Genomic DNA, 17216 nt, shown 5'->3' with positions numbered 1-17216 from the left:
AGAATAATAGATGAGAGATGGTAAGCATGAACTGGTAATAGAGGCCGAGAAGAAAGTCAGGGAGGTCTTTGATAGGATAGAGGAAACCGCATTTGTTAACCAAGCTCGGGTACTGGAAGCTTTCCAGAGGGCGAGGGTGAGGGAACATCATTTTCATTCTTCTACAGGTTACGGTTACAACGATACGGGACGAGAAGTTCTCGAAAGCATATATGCCGCGGTTTTCGGAGGGGAAGGAGCCTTGGTTCGGTCTCAGATAATCTCTGGAACCCACGCCTTATCCCTGTGTCTCTTTGCTCTTCTTAGGCCGGGGGACGAATTGGTTTCGGCTTGTGGCAGGCCATACGATACCCTGGTTAGAGTTATCGGGGCGAAAGGGCAGACTCGTTTCAGCCTCGTCGAAAGAGGTATAAACTATCGTGAAGTTGCTCTTACCCCTGAAGGAAAGATTGATGTAGAGGCGCTGGGCAAGGCGTTCACCTCTAAGACCAGGGTGGTACTTATTCAACGGTCCCGTGGTTACAGCTGGCGCCCGGCCCTGAGCACCGAGGACATCCGGCGGACGGTTCGAGCGGTGAAAGACGTTGCCCCTCATGCCGTGTGTCTGGTGGACAACTGTTACGGTGAGTTTACCGACCCCTTGGAACCGTCGCACGTTGGAGCGGATCTCACTGTCGGGTCCCTCATAAAAAACCCGGGAGGAGGGTTGGCTCCTGGCGGAGGATACGTAGTAGGGAGAGAAGAGTTGATAGAGCAGGTGGCAGCGCAGCTTACGGCTCCAGGGTTAGGAAAGGAAGTGGGCCCCAGCATGTGGGACAAGCGTCTGGTTTATCAAGGTTTGTTTATAGCCCCGCACGTGGTGGGTGAAGCCTTAAAAGGGGCGGTTTTAGCGGCGTACATAATGGAGGCACTTGGATACGAGGTTTCGCCCCGTTGGGACGAGCCTCGGGGCGACATTGTCCAGGCCATTAAGCTGGATTCACCTGAAAAGGTCAGGGCGTTCTGCCAGGCTGTGCAGGCTAGTTCCCCGGTGGACAGCGATGTAAGGCTGGAGTACAGTGTTATGCCGGCATATGAAGACGAGATTGTAATGGCAGCCGGGACGTTTGTACAGGGTTCGTCTATAGAGCTATCATGCGATGGCCCACGCCGGTCTCCTTTCGTAGCTTATTTGCAAGGGGGTCTGACCTACCAGCACGTGCGGTATGCTCTTTTGCGTATTATGTCTGTTATGTGAGATGTGAAAGGTGGTTGTATCAGTGAATGTAGTGGTATTGATAATCGCTATTCTGCTTATGTTAATCGGGTTGGCAGGCACGTTCTTGCCGGTTTTGCCGGGAATACCGGTCGTATTTCTCGCCATTGCCGGTTACGGGTGGTACGAGGGCTTTAAGGTGGTTACGCCAAAATTCTTGGCGATAATGGCGGGGCTGACTGTTCTCAGTATTCTGGTCGATTATCTTGCAGGATTGCTGGGAGCCAAGTTTTTTGGATCGAGCCCGGCCGGTATCTGGGGTGCTTTTGTTGGCGGGATATTAGGGCTGGTGTTGGGCGGACCGGTAGGATTAGTCTTAGGGCCGTGGATTGGAGCCTTCGTCGGGGAATATGTGAAATTGCGGGATGTCAACAAGGCCTGGCGGGTAGGCGTAGGTACTGTTGTCGGTATCTTCACCGGGGTAGCAGCCAAGGTAGTGATAGGGTTAGTGATGATAATATGGTTTCTTATTGTCGTTTTTTAAAAACACGGCGCGGGAATTCCCATCCCTTTTAGGGGATAGGGATGATAGCGCCGTCATTTTCCCTGGCATTCCTCGATGTATCTACGAATAACTTCCGCTGAAACATTGCCAGCAGTTCCAACATAATAAGCCTGGGTCCAGAGATGATCTTTTCCGCATTTCTTTTTTGGGTTCGGAAACTTTTCTCGCAGGCATTTAGAGCTGTATCCTTTCAGAAGTCCCGCGATCTGTGCCGGGCTAAACCTTGGGGGTGCCGAAACGAAAACATGAACATGATCTCGATCTGTTTCTATTGCCAATAACGTAAGTCCATGTCGTTCGCACCACTTGCCTATCAGATGTTTCGTTTCAGCTTGCACTTCACCTGTAAGTACCCTCCTGCGGTATTTTGGAATCCATACAAATCGATAAGCTATATTATAATGTGTCCACCGGGTTTTCCCGTTTTGCATACCATCACTCCTTTGGTATAATATACCATGTGGAGACAGTAAGAATCTACCGGCTGAACAACATACCGCAAAGCGTAAAAGCCCGAATTCGTGAAGCTCAGATGGAAGCCGCCAGGGTGTGGAATGACTGTTGTCAAATCCACCGAGAGGCCAGACAAAGTGGGAGCAGATGGCCCAACCGCGACGACCTCCAGAAAGCCGCCAAGGGGCGGTATGCGCTTCATAGCCAAACGATTCAGATGATATGTCACGCTTTCCTTGCCAACGTGGATACTACTCGCCAAGTGAAAAAGAATAACCCTAAAATGCGGTATCCCTACAAAACGAAAAGGTTTTATCCTTTGTATTGGCCGGAACAAGCCGTATCCATTCAAGCTGGACGAGTTGTTCTTCCTATGGGACGCGGTCGGAAGTCAATCGTGCTAAAGGTCGATCTTCCCAAAAATGCCGGTGCCTGCAAGATCGTGTGGAACAACGGGTATGAACTGCATGTTGCCATTCCAGTCGAGATCGAGAAAACCATAGGGGAAGCTAAGGCAACCGTAGACCTCGGGCAGATTCATCAAGCCGCTGTGGTAACGAACACGGGTCATGCTGTGGTGGTATCCGGCAGAGGTATTCGCTCTATTAAGCGATATCGGGACAAAGAATTGGGCAAACTGGCAAGGATGCAAGCCAGATGCCAAAAAGGTTCCCGCCGTTGGCGAAAACTTCAGAAAGCTAAGAACGAACTTGCGGTTAAAACTAGTCGCCAAATTAGGGATTTGCGTCATAAAGGCACCAGGAAAGTCATTGATTTTTGCAAAGAACAAGGCGTCACAACGCTGTACATCGGTAATCCTGACGGCGTTCGCACCAACCGCTGCGGAAGAAAACACAACCAGCGCATGAGCCAATGGGAATACGGGAAAGACATTTCATATCTTAAACACAAAGCAAAAGCGGCCGGCATCGAGAGCTTCACCGGGACGGAGAGGGGAACCTCCAGCCGGTGTCCGGTATGCGGCCATCATCAAAAGCCCAAGGGCAGAACATGGCAATGCAGGAAGTGCGGTTTCGTTGGTCACCGGGATGTAGTCGGTGCTACCAACATGCACCGCATTGCCTATGGAGAAAAAATCGAGTTCCCCAGTAAGATCACGTATCTACGACCCGGGAAAACCCGGAACGTAGTAGTCGCCGCGACACGGGCCAAAGTGGTCTAAGAAAAACCAGAAGAGTCAACCACCCAGCAATGGGGTTTCGTGAGAAACAGGCCAATCTTCTGGCGTTTCTTAGAAGCTCATCCCCTTTAGGGGATTGAGAGTGTCACTTGAGTATACATGGTATCTGTGTTAGTCTATCTTAGTAAATTATGCTGGAAGGTGAGATTAGTGACAAAAGATGATGTGATACGACTGGCTGAAGAGAATAACGTTGGGTTTATCCGCCTGCAGTTTACCGACATAATGGGCGTTCCTAAGAACGTTTCCATAACCCGGGAGCAGTTGGGAAAAGCTTTGGACGGAGAACTGATGTTCGACGGGTCATCTATCGAAGGCTTTGCCCGGATTGAGGAATCGGATATGTATCTCAAGCCTGATCCCAATACGTTCATGATCTTTCCTTGGACTTTAGGGGAGGAGATGTCAATCGGGCGTCTTATATGCGATGTTTACAACCCAGACAATACCCCGTTTGTTGGCTGCCCCCGGTACGCACTCAAGCGCGCTTTAAACAGAGCTGCGGAGCACGGTTTTTCTATGAATGTCGGTCCAGAAGCGGAGTTCTTTTTGTTTCTAAAAGACGAGGAAGGAAAGCCTACCTTGAAGACGCATGACCGGGCCGGATATTTTGACCTGGCACCTGTAGACCTGGGGGAGAATGCCCGCCGCGAGATGGTGCTGACTTTGCAGAAAATGGGATTCGAAGTTGAAGCCTCTCATCACGAGGTTGCCCCTGGCCAGCACGAAATAGATTTCAAGTATGACGAAGCTTTAAATACTGCGGATAAAATTGTAACGTTCCGTTCGGTAGTGAGAATAATAGCCCAGAAACACGGGTTGCATGCGACCTTTATGCCTAAACCGATATACGGTATTGCCGGTTCAGGAATGCACCTACACATTTCGCTTTTCAAAGAGGGACAAAACGCGTTTTATGATCCGAATACCCCGGACCAGTTGAGCCAAACCGCTCTTCATTTTATAGCGGGCATTCTCCACCACGCTAAGGCTTTGACTGCCATAACGAACCCTACGGTCAACTCATACAAGCGCTTGGTACCTGGGTACGAGGCGCCGGTTTATATCGCCTGGTCCTACCGCAACCGGAGCCCGCTGGTCAGGATCCCGGCTCGGCGGGGAATAGGGACCAGGATGGAACTACGTAACCCGGATCCTTCCTGTAATCCTTACTTGGCTTTGGCTGTTATTCTTCGGGCCGGGTTGGATGGGATCGAAAAACGGATGGACCCACCGGAAACGGTGAACCAGAATATCTACGAAATGGACCTGGAGGCTCGGGAAAAAGCAGGAATTGAAAGCTTGCCGGGTACTTTGAGAGAAGCCTTAATAGAACTGAGCAACGACGAGGTAATCCAGGATGCTCTGGGGCCACACATCTTCAGCCGGTTCATGTACGCGAAGCGTGTGGAATGGGAAGATTACCGGGGTCGCGTGCACGAATGGGAGATAGAGGAGTATCTTGCAAAGTTCTAATCCCTTCAGTCAAATTAGGGACGGTCCCCAATTTGCGTGATTTGCGCAAAATGAGAACCGTCCCTAATTTTCGTCAATTTGGGTTAGAATTTCCTAATTAGGCCAATGACTTTTCCTATGACTTCGACTTGACCAGTTACGATAATAGGTTGCATGTGACTGTTCTCGGGGCGTAATTCGATGTACCCGTCTCGTTTGAAAAAACGTTTGACCGTTGCTTCATCCTCAATCATAGCCACGACGATTTCCCCGTTTTCTGCCCGGGGTTGGGACTTCACAATCAAAATATCCCCTTCCAGAATCCCAGCTTCTACCATACTGTCGCCTTGAACCGTGAGAAGAAAATGCTCCCCCGATCCAAGAAGATCTAAGGGCAAGGGCAGAGATCCGTCCAGATTTTGGGCAGCCAGAATGGGCGTACCGGCAGCAACCTTACCTACTATCGGCACTTCCACTATCTGCGGGTCAGAGAGGGCAGAGCCCGAGTCAAGTACCTCGATAGCTCGTGGTTTTGCTGGGTCTTTCCTTAAATAGCCTTTTTCCTCCAATTGGCAGAGATAGGCGTGGACCGTAGAGCTGGACTTCAATCCTACTGCCTTGCCAATCTCTCGTACCGAGGGAGGGTAGCCTTTGCGGCGTACTTCTTCTTTTATAAAACTGAGTATCGTTTGCTCCCGTTCGTTGAGATCGGTCGTAACGTCGGTTCTGTCCATGGGTATACCCCCTTGCCCAGTTTTCAAAATTATACCACAGGCTACCAGCAGAAACAAGTGTTCGTCCGTGTGATGCTCATTGCCAGTAGAGCTTTTCTATGGCTGTCAAGAAGTGAAGCTTGGCCTGAGGGTGATGATTGTCTAACACCGCTAGCCATTTCTGTATGAGAGCTCGTTTAGTTTGGCCAGCGGCAGGGCAGGGATTGGACTCAACCGGCAGGTTAAGTTTTTTACAAAGCCTGATTATCAGGTTTTCTGGTACATAAACCAGGGGACGAACCAGGGTAAGACCGGTGCGATCCAAGAAACTCGAGGGTTTGAAACAGCGGGCCTGTCCTTCATAAGCCATAGACATAAAGAAGGTTACTACAGCATCGTCCAAATGGTGGGCTAAGGCAACCTTGTTGCAGTTTTCGGCCAAGGCTACGCGGTGCAGCGCGCCCTTGCGAAGGTTTGAACACAGGGAACAGGGGCTATTTTCTTTACGTTCTTCAAACACTATTCTGCCTATGTTAGTCGGTTCCACGATTAAAGGTACATTTAGTTCACGGCAGTGTTGTTTCAGCCCATTGTGGTCCGAACCAAACCCCAGGTCAACGGTGATGGCAATGATGTCAAATTGAAGGGGAGTGTAACGCCGGAGTTGTATCAGGGCATGGAGGAGCGCGAGACTGTCTTTGCCTCCAGATAAACCCAGGGCTACGCGGTCTCCGTTACCAATCATCTGATACTTTAAATTCGCACGTTTAACCTTGTGGAATAATTCTTTTTCTAGACGTGCCATAGATAGCCAGTTCAACTCCCACCGGATTCCCCAAAACCCACGCTGAAAGGCGCTGGCTTTTAAGGCAGAGCCTGGGCCAGGAGCTCGACCGGATGTACGACTTTGCCATTAACCCGGCTTCGCCTGAACCCGTAAGCGAGCTGCATGGAGCAACTCGGGCAGCAAGTGGCTACTGTGTCGCAGCCGGTGTTTCTGATAGCGGACATTTTCTTATCTAGTATCTTCATGGACATGTCGTAGTGGGTCAAAGCAAAAGTGCCCGACCCGCCGCAACACCTGTCGGGTTCAGCCATTTCTACCAGTTCTACCCCTGGAACTAGCCTTAGTAATTCCCTCGGTTCTTTCCTGATATTCTGAGCTTTGGCCAGATGGCAGGGATCATGATAGGTGAGACGGTGCTCAGATCGCTTGACTAGGTTGCCGGGTCCGATATCAAGAACGTTAACCAGAAAAGCGGTGAGGTCTACTACCTTACCCGCAGTCAAGGCGAGGTTCGCATCGATTTCTTCCTGCCCCAGCACAAACCTTACGTTCTTGTCGGATAGAGCCGAAGAGCAGGAAGCACAGTCAGTGACTATATAATCGACTTTAGCTCTGCTCAAGAGTTCAAAGTTGTGAAGAAGCAAGGAACGGGCAGTACCGAGTTTCCCGTTGGCTATGTGGGGAAGACCGCAGCATTTGAGGTCCCTGGGGATGACTACCTCACAACCACTTTGGGTGAGGACTTTTACCGTAGCCAAGGCCACCTCCGGATGCAAAAGATTGGTAGCACAGCCCAGAAAGTAGGCTACTCTCAGCTTCTTCTTCCCTTGAGCCGGTATGGTCTCGTGCAGCTGGTCGCGGGCCGAGCGGAAAGGGACCCGGTCCAGTATCTGTTCGGCTTTCGGAAGATCGCCGGGTAGAACCTTGGTTAGGTGCAAGGCTCGGGCCAGCTTCATCAGACCAGTGACGTTTGCACTCCACATAAAAGCCGTGGAGGCCCGAAGAAGCTTTGGGCTGGTCCACAGCGTGTCAAACACAAGTCTTTTACCGGGATTGCTTTGGTTTTCGGTGATGAATGACCTGGCAGCGGCATTGAGTTCGTGTATGTCTATGCCAGATGGACAAAAAGTTGAACAGGTTTCGCATAACAAACATTTACTGAGGTGTTCATAGACTTTTGAATCCGGTTTGACTACCCCGTCTCTCAACATCTGTACCATAAAAACATGACCTCTAGGAGCCACGGTCTCGTTTTTGACTTCGGCGAAGACAGGGCACACCGTCCTGCACCTGCCGCAACGTACACATTTTCTTATTTGTTCTTTTACTGGAGGTAGCTCCTTAAATTTCACTTTAACTCCTCCTGCCCTCGGTTATATAAACGGCTAAATAATCTCAGATAAGCTTGCCTGGGTTCATTATGCCTTTCGGGTCCACGGCGTTCTTAATGAGGCGCATGACCTTCAGAGCTTCCCCGTGTTCCAACTCAGCATATTGTCTGCGTACTGCTCCCACCCCGTGTTCCCCGGTAGTGGAGCCTTCTAGCTCAATGGCCAAAAGGTGTATCTCGTGAACCAATTGATTGGCCTTTTCCGCTTCGGCCGGGTTTTCCGGGTCGATTACCGGTGCGGTGTGGACGTTACCGTCTCCGATGTGACCGTAGTTGACTACCGGTATCCCGTATTTTTCGCCGAGTGAACGAATGGCACGCAGAGCTTCTGCTACTCTCGACAGCGGCACGCTTATATCTTCGCCCGCAAAGACCCGGCTGCCATCAGGACGAACCCTGGCCGCCGCGGTCGCCGTTACACTTCGACCTTCCCACAGGCTGGCCATTCGCTGGGGATCGGTAGCCCATTCCACCTTGGTAGCGCGCCTTTTGGCGATTTCTACTATGTTGGTCCCTTCCCATTCAACGCTGGGCGGGTTCCCATCAACTTCGAACAAAAGTATGGCTTCTGCATCCTCAGGTAAACCGATCTCGGGTTTAAACTGGTTTACAGCTTTTATCGCTGACTTATCAAGTATTTCAATACCTGAAGGCAGTATGCCAGCCTGATAGACTTCCAAGACCGTAGCCGGGGCATCGTCGAGCTTGGGGAAAACGGCCATGGCGATGCCACGGGCCTTGGGCTTGGGCCAGCAACGAAGGCGAATCTTGGTAATAATACCCAGAACGCCTTCCGACCCGACCATGAGTTTGGTTAGGTTCAGTCCGGACACGTTTTTTATAGCTTTAGATCTGATGCCGCCTGTCGTTATCACTTCACCGTTCGGCAACACTACTTCTAGACCGAGTACGTACTGTTCGGTACACCCGTATTTAACGGCACGCAGGCCACTGGCGTTGTTGGCTACCATTCCGCCGATGGTGCACATCAGGCTGCTGCCAGGGTCGGGCGGGAAGAACAGGTTAAACTTAGCCAGGTGGTTATTCAGGTCCGCATGTATGACCCCGGGCCGCACGACCACCTGCATGTTGGAAACGTCAACCTCTACAATCTCGTCCCAGGTGGAAAGATCAATGACTATACCACCGTTAAACGCTACCGCGCCGCCGGTTTCTCCTGTGCCTGCGCCTCTAGGTGTCACCGGTATGTTGTTTTCATAAGCAAAGCGGACGATTCTCTGCACCTGTTCGGTGGCGCGAGGCAGTACCACGATATCCGGGTACACCCTTTCTAGTTTGGTAAGGAAAGAGCTGTCATACGAGTAGTACATCAGATCCAGGTCGTCTGCCAATACTTGCTCAGGCTGGAGAATCTTTAACATTTCCTGCTTGAGGACGCGTTTGTCCATCGGTTCATCTCCTTTACCCAATTTGCTGACCTCGTTCGTTTGTTCGGAAAGGAGCGTATAGGTCTTGACTACGATATTATAGCACAAACAGCGCAAACGAGGTTGGAAATTAACCTTTGTGAGGCCCAAACCGCCTGTTATATAATTAGGTATAGTTGCCACGGCGTGTGTATTGGAGGGGATTGGTGGTATGTTAGTAAGACTGGCTTATGGGAAAACGCATCAAGAAGTGGAAATTCCCGATGACCGGGTAAAAGCGATTCTGCGCGGGCAGGACCCCGAACCGGCGGTAGACGGCCTGGAAATGGTGAGGAGCTGCCTGAAGAAGCCAATCGGGTCGGAGAGATTGAGAGATATGGTGCGAAAACGCCGTCCCCGTAGTGTAGTCGTTATAGTAAACGACATTACCCGACCTACCCCTTACCGGGAGATGTTACCGCCTTTGCTTGAAGAAATAGAAGAAGGCGGAGCAGACCGTGAGGCTATAACTCTAGTCGTGGCCACGGGGATTCACAGGGGTCATACCCATGAGGATAACCTTTACGTCTTTGGAAGGGAGATTTGTGATAGTTACCGGATAATAAACCACGATTGTGACAAGCATCTGGTCAGCCTAGGGTACCTTGCGAACGGGTGGGAGCTTGAGGTCAACCGGGAAGTAGCCGAAGCCGACCTCTTGATTGCTACCGGGCTGGTTGGCCTGCATTATTTCGCCGGGTATTCGGGGGGAAGAAAGTCTGTTCTCCCCGGTGTAGCAAGCCGTAGCCTGATAAGCCGCAGTCACGCCATGATGACCGATCCCAGGGCTTGTTTGGGTAACTACGAGGACAATCCGGTGCATCTGGTTATGACGGAAGCTGCAAATCGGGTCGGCGTGGACTTTATCTTGAACGTAGTAGCAACTCCCGACAAACGCATCGAGTTGGCAGTAGCGGGTGATATGGAAAAGGCCTGGTTGGAGGCGGTTAGGTTCTGTGAAGCCGCGCGTATAGTAGAGCTCGATGAGCCAGCCGAAATCGTCATCGCCGGCTGCGGAGGGTATCCCAAGGATATAAACCTTTATCAGGCCCAAAAAGCACTGGACGCGGCGGCACCAGCAGTTAAGGACGGGGGCGCGGTTATCTTGGTTGCCGAATGCACGGAAGGTCTGGGGGAAGCGGTTTTTGAACGCTGGTTAGATGAAGCGTCTTCACCCGCAGATGTTATGGAACGGTTTAGTCGGGAGTTCGAGTTAGGGGGACACAAGGCTTTCGCGATCTGCCGGCTCTTGGAACGGATGCGGGTTATATTGGTGAGCCGGATGCCAGCTTGGAAAGCAGAAAAAGCTTTTCTTATTCCTGCTGGCAGTCTGGAGGAAGCCTGGCATTTAGCGATTGATGGACACCGAGGCGACTTTAAGACCATCATAATACCAGAAGCTGCCAATTTGGGCATAAAGATCAAAAGAAGAGAACGGGCCTAAGCCAGAACTGTAGTGATGTTCAGCCAGTCGGTCATAGATGCCCAGAGATGGGCGCTGATATGTGCAATAAACCAGGAAAGCCCCAAAGGGATTTCATTTTTCCGTGTCTGTGGTGCTGACACCCAAAGGTTTCGTGAGGGTCTGTGCAAATTTGGGGCTGCGTATAATGTAGCGTGACCGGAAGGAGATTGAATTTGACACGAGTTTCAAGTTTCAGCCCGTTGTTTATTTCTAGTGCGAGTCCGTTTCAGGAGGATGTATTGATTCATGTATGAGGATATCAAGCAAGTGATTCCCGAAGCCTACGTTCGGTGGGATGAGCCGATGAAGAACCATACCAGTTTCCGGATTGGGGGCCCGGCAGACTGTATGGTCTTTCCATCCAGTGTTGAGCAGGTTAATCAGGTTATATCGTGGTGTCGGAATCGTGACGTGCCATTTTTGGTCATTGGTAGCGGGAGTAACATCCTGGTTCGCGATAAAGGGATCAGGGGGGTTGTTATCAAGCTGGCAGAGCGTCTTTCTGGCCTGGCAGTGGAAGGACAGAGCATCTATGCCGAGGCTGGGGTGCTGCTCTCACACGTAGCGCAACTGGCGGCTGAGAAGGGGCTCAGCGGGCTCGAGTTTGCGGAGGGCATACCGGGGTCGGTGGGAGGGGCCGTCTATATGAACGCCGGGGCATATGATGGAGAAATGAAGAACGTCATATACGAGGTAACGGCCCTAGACAGCGAAGGCAACCTTGTCGTTTTGACATCAGGTGAGTGCGACTTCGATTACCGAAAGAGTATCTTTCAGCGTAACGGTTACGTGATTCTGGCTGCTCGTATGTTGTTGAAACCCGGCGATACCCGGGAGATAACAGCCAAGATGAACGAATTTGCCGAGCGCAGGCGGCAAAAACAACCATTGGAATTTCCCAGTGCTGGAAGTGTCTTTAGGCGCCCTGAGGGCTACTTTGTTGGTCCTCTTATCGAAGAACTAGGATTGAAAGGCTACCACATCGGGGGCGCTGAGATCTCCACCAAACACGCCGGTTTCATAATCAACACCGGAGGCGCTACCGCTGAAGATGTGTTGGCTTTGATCGAACTGGTGCAGGCGAGGGTGAGGGAAAGTACGGGTCTAAACCTGGAACCGGAGATCCGGATAGTGGGAGAAGCCTAAAAAACTAGTAACCTTGGCAAGCGGGGCAATTCGAATCCCTGGCTACGGTTAAGGCTTCAAGCGTCATCTGTAACCCGTCGAACATGAGCACTTTACCCACGAGCTGGTCACCTGCCCCCAGGAAGTATTTGAGGACCTGGAGAGCTTGCAAGGAACCCACGACTCCCGCCACTGGGCCCAGGACGGGTACTCCTTTGGGTTCGGATTCGGGCGCAATGTCTCCCATAAAACAACGCCAGCATGGGCCGGCTCCAGGGATGACCGTCATTACCTGACCGTAAAAGTGGCTGACCGCTCCGTGAAAAAACGGCTTACTTATTTGCAAAGCTACCCTGTTTATGAGCTCACGGGTCTTAAGGTTGTCGGTAGCGTCCACCATGGCGTCATATGATCGAGCCATCCTCATGGCGGTTTCACCGGAAAACGGAACCTGATAGACAGTGATTTCAATCGAGGGATTCAACATGTTCAGTTTCTCTTTAGCGGCTTCTACTTTGGGTCTTCCCAGATCCGGAGTAGTATAGAGTATCTGGCGGTTAAGATTAGTCAAACTTACCGTATCACTGTCGACGATTCCCAAATGCCCGATGCCGGCTGCGGCCAGATAAAGGCACACCGGAGAACCTAAGCCACCGGCTCCCACTACCAGTACTCGGGCTTTCGCAAGTTTTACCTGTCCTTCTTTACCGACCTCATCCATGACCAACTGCCGGAGATAACGTTCTTGTAGCTGTTCTTCCATAAAACTCAGGACACCTTTCTTCAGGCTTTACCGGTCCAGCCGCTTCTTTCGAGAATCTAACGGGATCTGACACGGCTAGAAGCAAGGGCTTTGGAATTATATTGTCGTAATTAGTAGTAATAGTATAACACACCTGGTAAGCATGGTAGCGCCAGAGCCACAAAGAACTTCTCAAATGGGTTCAAATATATATTTCTTGTTATGGCCGACGAGATGGCTGTGATAGGGCAGGGACCAGGACTGGAACGTCGTATTTAGCAAGCTACGCGTGGAAAGGCACTTCCTTCTGGCCGCCAATCTGCTAAAATGTTGGCAGTACAGACCGGGGAATCGGGGTGTCTGGCAGTGAAACGATGGCGGGCGGTGTCTAGCTTCAATCAGGCGGTTGCTGATTGGTTTTTCAGGCGCTACCTTGTGGTATTGAGCTTGACCCTGGTTTTGCTAATCTGCTCCATACTTTCGGTCAATACCGGTTACGTGAAGAGACTACCGGAAACAGTTGCCGCCGCATATGTCCGCAATGCCTTCCAAGGACGGGTCGGGAGTGGACATTTTGGGGGAACTGGAAATAGCCTAGATTTCGCGTTGCTTCAGCCGGGAGATATCTTGTTGGGGGGTAAGCCGGGCGGGGCGTACGGGCACTTTACTCATGCCGGGCTTTACCTGGGTGAAGGACAGGTCATGGAAGGGTACGTGGACTGCGGGATAACCAGGCAGGCCGTGGAGCATTACCACCAGTACGACTGGATATGTATACTGCGGGTTAAGGCCTCGGAGCAAGCTCGCAAAAAAGCGGTCGAGTATGCTTGCCAGCAAGAGGGCAAGGTGTTTTACCCTGGAGCCTTCAAGCCGGGCGAACGCTACTGGAACTGCACGAAATTCATCTGGGGAGCTTATCACCGGGAGGGTATTGACCTCGACTCCGGGCAGGATTTATGGATTACTCCAGATTCCATCTACAACAGTCCTAACGTAGTTGTAGTGGCCAGGGAAGGGCTTATGCCATGAGAGAAACGCTTGGGTGGGGATTACGTCTTTTTGTGATTCACCTGTTTTTCATCTTCATCGTTTGGTTGGCGAGCTATTTCCCTGGGCTGGACCTGCTGTTCTCGCTGACGTATCTTTGGGTCATATGGCAGGCTGGTGTCAGGATAGGTCGTCAGCCCGTGAGATGGGAACTGAAAACCCTGCTAGCCGGGATAGTTGCCCAGTCACCGGGTTTTTTCCTTACTGTGGCCAACATCAAATATTACTGGGGAACCGGAATCGTGTCCGGCGACTATACCTTTGCTTTTCAGTTGTGGCATACTCCGGCGTTGCCATGGTTGTCTTTATTCTCGTTCCCGGTGTACGATGGGTTCAAGTCTTACTTCTTCGCTCTCTTCTTGCTCTCGCCCTTGTATCTGGCGTTGTTGTTGATGGCGGGTTACAGAGCACGCAGGTGGACGGAAACAAGCCCCCGGGAGGGATTGAAACAGGCCTGACAGGGCCGATGATGGAACAGGAGATGACTACACGTGAAGGTTCTCTTGGTAGCGCTTAACGCCAAATTCGTCCACACCAACCTGGCTGTTCGGTATTTGAAGTCTTACTGTGAATCGGACTTTCCCGACATAGTGGTGAGGGAGTTTACTATCAATGAGTACCTGCCCGACATCATGGCCGAGATCTACCGGGAAAAGCCCGATATCATAGGGTTTTCCTGCTACATCTGGAACATAGAAGGGGTCTTTCGCTTAACACGCGACCTGAAGCAGGTTTTGCCCGGCTGCGTGGTAATACTCGGCGGCCCGGAGGTGTCATTCGACTCTGTGGACCTGTTGGAAGCCCATCCTTTCATCGACGGTATCGTAAGGGGTGAAGGGGAAGAAACGTTTTTAGAGTTACTCCGTTCTTTGGACAACAGGGGATCGGGGCTGGTAAGAGGCGTAACCTGGAGAGAGGGGAATAGGGTCATTTATTCAGAAGACCGGAATCCCATAACTCGCCTTGACAGTATTCCATTCCCATACGAGAAGGAAACGGAAAACCTCAACGGGCGGATAGTCTACTACGAGACTTCGCGTGGATGTCCTTTTAACTGTAGTTACTGCATTTCGTCTACCACCCGTGGGGTTCGGTGGTTTACTTTAGAAAGAGTTAAAGAAGACTTGAGAAAACTACTCCAAATAAAACCAAAGGAAATAAAGTTTGTGGACCGCACTTTCAACGCCAACCCGAAACGGATGCGGGAGATAATGGATTTCCTTATCCAAGAGGCCAAAGAAACCTCGTGTCATTTTGAAATCGTAGCCGACCGGCTTGACCAGGGGACAATCGAATTTCTTAAATCCGTTCCCCTTGGGGTCTTCAGGTTCGAGATCGGGGTTCAGTCGACCAATCCCGAGGTTCTCCAGGCGGTGAACCGGCCTATGAACTGGGAGTTGCTGGAGAGTAACGTCAAGAGCATCCGTCAGCAGCGCAATATCTTCATTCACCTGGACCTTATCGCCGGTTTGCCCGGTGAAACTTACCATTCCGTGGCCAATTCTTTCAATCAGGTTTACCGTCTATGTCCTGATCACCTCCAACTCGGGTTCTTGAAGATGCTTAAAGGATCGGCTATACGAGACAAGAGCTACGAGTACGGTTACAAGTTCAGTTTTGAGCCACCGTATGAAGTCTTGCAGAATGCCTACATAACCTATGGTGAAATGGTCCGGCTTAAGCGCATAGAGGACTTGGTAGAGAAGTATTATAACAGCGGCGATTTCGCCCACAGCCTGCGTTACATGATTAAACACGGGTGGAAAGACGATGCCTTCAGATTTTACGAAGAGTTTGCTGGGTATTGGGAAGACAAGCGGTGGCACCGGGTGCAGCATAACAAGAGCAGCTTATACTCTATGCTAATGCAGTTCGTATCACAGCGCAGGCCAGATCTGATCAGACCTGTGAACGAACTGCTCAAGTTTGATTACCTTTTGAATTATCATTCACAGAAACTACCTGACGGACTAACCAGGATCGAGCTACCGGGGCAAAAAGAATTCTTTGATGACTTTTTGCGGCAAGAAAATAACAGGCTAAGATACTTTTCAACGATGCAGGATGTTGCACTGGGTAAACTGAAGCGCCAGCTTCACCTGGAAGTATTCACGGAAGACGTGCTTTTTTTAAGTGAGCTACGAGAGCGCGAGCTGTCGGGGCCCTATTTTTTAGTTCTTTTTAGAAAAGGCGACAATCCTTGTGACCTTGGCCAACTAAGTGTAAACGGGTTTCCTGATCGGATCTGTTGAAAAAGGAAGGGGGCTTAACTCATGAAGCCAGTGTATGTCATTGGGCACAAGAATCCAGACATAGACGCCATAGCTTCGGCCATAGCCTATGCCCGGCTTAAATCAAAATTGAACCACGGGGCCTTTGTCCCGGCAGCGGCGGGAGAGGTGAATGCTGAAACCAGGTTCGTACTCGACTTTTTCGCATTAGAGCCGCCAGAATTGGTTACCGACGTGGGGACCAAAGTGGAGGATTTACTTGAAGATGAAGCCGTGTTTTCCGTGCCTCCAGAAACAACCCTTCGGGAAGCGGGACGCCTCATACGGGTTCACAACATAAAGACGCTTCCGGTAGTAGATTCGAAAGCGAGGCTTTTGGGCTTGTTAACAGTAGGGGACGTGGCCCAGATTTATTTAGACCGGCTGGGACAAGAAGAGGAAGACCCGCAGAAGGTGGTTTCAGTTCTTTCCTCAGTCCTTTCAACCAAAGTTTCGGAGATAATGAAAACTCAAAACCTGGTGCTGTTTGAAAAGTCGGAAACGGTAGAGGAAGCGAAGAAGCAAATGCTCGCTACCAGATACCGAAACTACCCGGTGGTAGACGAGGAAAACCGCTTGGCCGGCATCATCTCGCGTCACCATTTACTGCAAATGAAACGTAAGAAGGTCATATTGGTGGATCACAACGAGAAGAAACAGGCGGTTGAGGGGATAGAAGAAGCGGAGATACTGGAAATCATCGATCACCACAGGGTAGGGGATCTCCAGACTGTTTCACCGATTTTTTTCAGGAATGAGCCGGTCGGGGCTACATCCACCTTAGTAGCCGAGCTTTACCGACAACATGGCGTTGAGATTGAACCCCCGGTTGCGGGGTTGCTGCTGTCCGGTATACTATCAGACACGATGATATTCAGGTCACCTACCACCACGGGGAAAGACAAGGAGATTGCCAAGTATTTAGGGAAGATAGCGGGGTTGGAACCGGACAGCTGGGGGAAAGAAATCTTTCGCCGCGCGGTTCGCGTCGAGGATGAACCTATTCAGAACACGGTTTTGCAGGACTTGAAAGAGTACCAACACGGGGACCTGGTTTTTGCTATTTCTCAAGTAGAAACCATCGACCTAGATGCTCTGCGCAAGAGAAAACGGGATATACTGGAGGCAATGGAGGGAATTTGTAATAAACGGGGTTATCACTTGCTGTTGCTGATGGTTACCGATGTCTTCGCCGAGGGGACCGAATTGTTCGCGGCAGGTCCAAGGAAAGAGATTGCAGCATCGGCTTTCAGCCTTCCTTTGGAGCAAGAAACAGTGTTCCTAAAAGGAGTGATGTCGCGGAAAAAGCAGGTGGTTCCCCTGATATACAAGGTGCTGGCCGAACAGTCTCTGTTCTAGAAAAGGTTATGTTGATAGTTCT

16 protein-coding genes are annotated in these 17216 nt (G+C 50.9%); 10 read left to right on the top strand and 6 right to left on the bottom strand.

Features of this window, described 5'->3' with window-relative positions; all coding sequences use genetic code 11:
- Window positions 1-10 precede the first annotated feature (10 nt).
- On the top strand, window positions 11-1237 hold the full coding sequence (locus HPY90_RS07235) for a methionine gamma-lyase family protein (RefSeq protein ID WP_287192961.1): 1227 nt from the start codon (window positions 11-13) through the stop codon (window positions 1235-1237).
- Between the two features lie 22 nt (window positions 1238-1259).
- Window positions 1260-1739: a DUF456 domain-containing protein gene (locus HPY90_RS07230; RefSeq protein ID WP_013175262.1), complete on the top strand. Its 480-nt coding sequence runs from the start codon at window positions 1260-1262 to the stop codon at window positions 1737-1739.
- A 53-nt stretch (window positions 1740-1792) separates the two neighbouring features.
- Here HPY90_RS07230 and tnpA read toward each other — a convergent pair whose 3' ends face one another.
- Window positions 1793-2191, bottom strand: a complete 399-nt coding sequence (tnpA, locus tag HPY90_RS07225) for an IS200/IS605 family transposase (RefSeq protein ID WP_287192958.1) — start codon at window positions 2189-2191, stop codon at window positions 1793-1795.
- A 29-nt stretch (window positions 2192-2220) separates the two neighbouring features.
- Here tnpA and HPY90_RS07220 point away from each other — a divergent pair, with 29 nt between their 5' ends.
- On the top strand, window positions 2221-3396 hold the full coding sequence (locus HPY90_RS07220; RefSeq protein WP_287192955.1) for an RNA-guided endonuclease InsQ/TnpB family protein: 1176 nt from the start codon (window positions 2221-2223) through the stop codon (window positions 3394-3396).
- A gap of 117 nt (window positions 3397-3513) precedes the next feature.
- Window positions 3514-4890, top strand: a complete 1377-nt coding sequence (gene glnA / locus HPY90_RS07215; RefSeq protein WP_502707196.1) for a type I glutamate--ammonia ligase — start codon at window positions 3514-3516, stop codon at window positions 4888-4890.
- A gap of 83 nt (window positions 4891-4973) precedes the next feature.
- Here glnA and lexA read toward each other — a convergent pair whose 3' ends face one another.
- From lexA to HPY90_RS07195, 4 genes are all read right to left on the bottom strand, one after another.
- Window positions 4974-5603 carry a transcriptional repressor LexA gene (gene lexA, locus HPY90_RS07210; RefSeq protein ID WP_013175264.1) on the bottom strand — a complete coding sequence of 210 codons (630 nt, stop codon included), beginning with the start codon at window positions 5601-5603 and terminating at the stop codon, window positions 4974-4976.
- A gap of 76 nt (window positions 5604-5679) precedes the next feature.
- On the bottom strand, window positions 5680-6387 hold the full coding sequence (locus tag HPY90_RS07205; protein WP_287192952.1) for a tRNA 2-thiocytidine biosynthesis TtcA family protein: 708 nt from the start codon (window positions 6385-6387) through the stop codon (window positions 5680-5682).
- A gap of 59 nt (window positions 6388-6446) precedes the next feature.
- Window positions 6447-7721 carry a (Fe-S)-binding protein gene (locus tag HPY90_RS07200; RefSeq protein WP_013175266.1) on the bottom strand — a complete coding sequence of 425 codons (1275 nt, stop codon included), beginning with the start codon at window positions 7719-7721 and terminating at the stop codon, window positions 6447-6449.
- Between the two features lie 43 nt (window positions 7722-7764).
- On the bottom strand, window positions 7765-9168 hold the full coding sequence (locus HPY90_RS07195; protein ID WP_287192948.1) for an FAD-binding oxidoreductase: 1404 nt from the start codon (window positions 9166-9168) through the stop codon (window positions 7765-7767).
- Between the two features lie 190 nt (window positions 9169-9358).
- Between HPY90_RS07195 and larAH6 the strand changes: the two genes are divergently transcribed.
- Both larAH6 and murB read left to right on the top strand, forming a co-directional pair.
- The gene (gene larAH6, locus HPY90_RS07190) at window positions 9359-10630 is read left to right on the top strand and encodes a nickel-dependent malate racemase, LarAH6 family (protein WP_287192946.1); all 1272 of its coding nucleotides are present in this window, start codon (window positions 9359-9361) and stop codon (window positions 10628-10630) included.
- 267 nt (window positions 10631-10897) lie between these two features.
- Window positions 10898-11797, top strand: a complete 900-nt coding sequence (gene murB, locus HPY90_RS07185) for a UDP-N-acetylmuramate dehydrogenase (protein WP_287192943.1) — start codon at window positions 10898-10900, stop codon at window positions 11795-11797.
- A 4-nt stretch (window positions 11798-11801) separates the two neighbouring features.
- On the opposite strand, the gene HPY90_RS07180 is transcribed toward murB, so the two are convergent.
- The gene (locus HPY90_RS07180) at window positions 11802-12539 is read right to left on the bottom strand and encodes a HesA/MoeB/ThiF family protein (protein WP_287192940.1); all 738 of its coding nucleotides are present in this window, start codon (window positions 12537-12539) and stop codon (window positions 11802-11804) included.
- A 345-nt stretch (window positions 12540-12884) separates the two neighbouring features.
- Here HPY90_RS07180 and HPY90_RS07175 point away from each other — a divergent pair, with 345 nt between their 5' ends.
- Genes HPY90_RS07175 through HPY90_RS07160 form a run of 4 tightly spaced genes read left to right on the top strand, consistent with a single transcriptional unit; the run spans window position 12885 to window position 17194 of the window.
- Window positions 12885-13547: a hypothetical protein gene (locus HPY90_RS07175; RefSeq protein WP_287192937.1), complete on the top strand. Its 663-nt coding sequence runs from the start codon at window positions 12885-12887 to the stop codon at window positions 13545-13547.
- Entirely contained in the window at window positions 13544-14023 is a 480-nt protein-coding gene (locus HPY90_RS07170) for a hypothetical protein (protein ID WP_287192934.1), read from the top strand. Before HPY90_RS07175 ends, HPY90_RS07170 begins: the two co-directional genes overlap by 4 nt.
- Before the next feature lie 33 nt (window positions 14024-14056).
- Window positions 14057-15817, top strand: coding sequence for a B12-binding domain-containing radical SAM protein (locus HPY90_RS07165; RefSeq protein WP_287192932.1), 1761 nt, complete (start codon window positions 14057-14059; stop codon window positions 15815-15817).
- A 21-nt stretch (window positions 15818-15838) separates the two neighbouring features.
- Window positions 15839-17194: a putative manganese-dependent inorganic diphosphatase gene (locus HPY90_RS07160; protein ID WP_287192929.1), complete on the top strand. Its 1356-nt coding sequence runs from the start codon at window positions 15839-15841 to the stop codon at window positions 17192-17194.
- Window positions 17195-17216 lie beyond the last annotated feature (22 nt).

Origin of the sequence: Syntrophothermus sp. (assembly GCF_013314835.1) — a bacterium.
Taxonomy (GTDB): domain Bacteria; phylum Bacillota; class Syntrophomonadia; order Syntrophomonadales; family Syntrophothermaceae; genus Syntrophothermus; species Syntrophothermus lipocalidus.
Note: the sequence above shows the minus strand (reverse complement) of the source record. Positions and strands in the feature narration are given on the sequence as shown.

What these genes read in the sequence shown, in the direction of transcription:
- HPY90_RS07235 (WP_287192961.1), top strand. Translation starts at nt 11, where the DNA reads ATGAGAGATGGTAAGCATGAACTGGTAATAGAGGCCGAGAAGAAAGTC.
- tnpA (WP_287192958.1), bottom strand. Translation starts at nt 2,191, where the DNA reads ATGCAAAACGGGAAAACCCGGTGGACACATTATAATATAGCTTATCGA.
- glnA (WP_502707196.1), top strand. Translation starts at nt 3,514, where the DNA reads ATGGTATCTGTGTTAGTCTATCTTAGTAAATTATGCTGGAAGGTGAGA.
- lexA (WP_013175264.1), bottom strand. Translation starts at nt 5,603, where the DNA reads ATGGACAGAACCGACGTTACGACCGATCTCAACGAACGGGAGCAAACG.
- HPY90_RS07205 (WP_287192952.1), bottom strand. Translation starts at nt 6,387, where the DNA reads ATGGCACGTCTAGAAAAAGAATTATTCCACAAGGTTAAACGTGCGAAT.
- HPY90_RS07195 (WP_287192948.1), bottom strand. Translation starts at nt 9,168, where the DNA reads ATGGACAAACGCGTCCTCAAGCAGGAAATGTTAAAGATTCTCCAGCCT.
- larAH6 (WP_287192946.1), top strand. Translation starts at nt 9,359, where the DNA reads ATGTTAGTAAGACTGGCTTATGGGAAAACGCATCAAGAAGTGGAAATT.
- murB (WP_287192943.1), top strand. Translation starts at nt 10,898, where the DNA reads ATGTATGAGGATATCAAGCAAGTGATTCCCGAAGCCTACGTTCGGTGG.
- HPY90_RS07180 (WP_287192940.1), bottom strand. Translation starts at nt 12,539, where the DNA reads ATGGAAGAACAGCTACAAGAACGTTATCTCCGGCAGTTGGTCATGGAT.
- HPY90_RS07170 (WP_287192934.1), top strand. Translation starts at nt 13,544, where the DNA reads ATGAGAGAAACGCTTGGGTGGGGATTACGTCTTTTTGTGATTCACCTG.
- HPY90_RS07160 (WP_287192929.1), top strand. Translation starts at nt 15,839, where the DNA reads ATGAAGCCAGTGTATGTCATTGGGCACAAGAATCCAGACATAGACGCC.